2 protein-coding genes are annotated in these 662 nt (G+C 59.1%); both read left to right on the top strand.

From position 1 onward, the window contains the following. The first annotated feature begins 139 nt into the window (after positions 1 to 139). Positions 140 to 292, top strand: coding sequence for a hypothetical protein (locus ACOCD2_RS24460; protein WP_293650088.1), 153 nt, complete (start codon positions 140 to 142; stop codon positions 290 to 292). 30 nt (positions 293 to 322) lie between these two features. Further along, positions 323 to 628: a zinc ribbon domain-containing protein gene (locus ACOCD2_RS24455; protein WP_374109615.1), complete on the top strand. Its 306-nt coding sequence runs from the start codon at positions 323 to 325 to the stop codon at positions 626 to 628. The last annotated feature ends 34 nt before the right edge of the window (positions 629 to 662 follow it).

Genomic DNA, 662 nt, shown 5'->3' with positions numbered 1-662 from the left:
TTCGGAGTGCGGAGCCGAACACGACCGCGACATCAACGCGGCTAAAAATATCCTTGCCGCGGGGGGGCATCCCCGTCTCGATGGAGGAATCCTCGCCCTTCAGGGCGAGTGAGGATGTCAACGGCGCCAACATTGCCCCGTGTCCCTGTTGCTGCCCGGACAGGTGTACCGCAAGGACCTGCAAGCACTATTGAACAAGTATCCCGACGCAGAGGGGATCACTGTTATACCCGTGCTCAGTCGGGATAAAGTATCGGTCACCGCAGGAGAAATATGGCATGAGCAGGAATAAATGATACTACCAATGGGCCGGCGGTGAGCGGTGTTTCACTGCCAGGCTTGTGGTCATACCGAACACGCGGATACCAATGCCGCGAAGAACATACGAGCGCGGGGACACCGCGTGCTGGCCTGTGGAAGGGAGGGTGCAGTCAGACTGCCCCGTGAAGCAGGAACCTGTGGGAAGCCGCGAGGCAGTACCACCTACCACCTCAACCGAGGGGGCTGGAATCCCTGTCCTTTAGGGCGGGGAGGATGTCAAGGTAAAACGGCCTTCGCCCACATCACCCTCCAGTCTTTTTCACCTCACCGATTCGGGTTGCTGGATGCTGGGGCTGCCAGGCCTTGAAGCGATAACCAGGTGAGCACAACGTGAACGCCCA

The sequence above is a fragment of the Thiolapillus sp. genome (assembly GCF_048562965.1).
In the GTDB taxonomy this organism is placed as follows: domain Bacteria; phylum Pseudomonadota; class Gammaproteobacteria; order Chromatiales; family Chromatiaceae; genus Thiolapillus; species Thiolapillus brandeum_A.
Note: the sequence above shows the minus strand (reverse complement) of the source record. Positions and strands in the feature narration are given on the sequence as shown.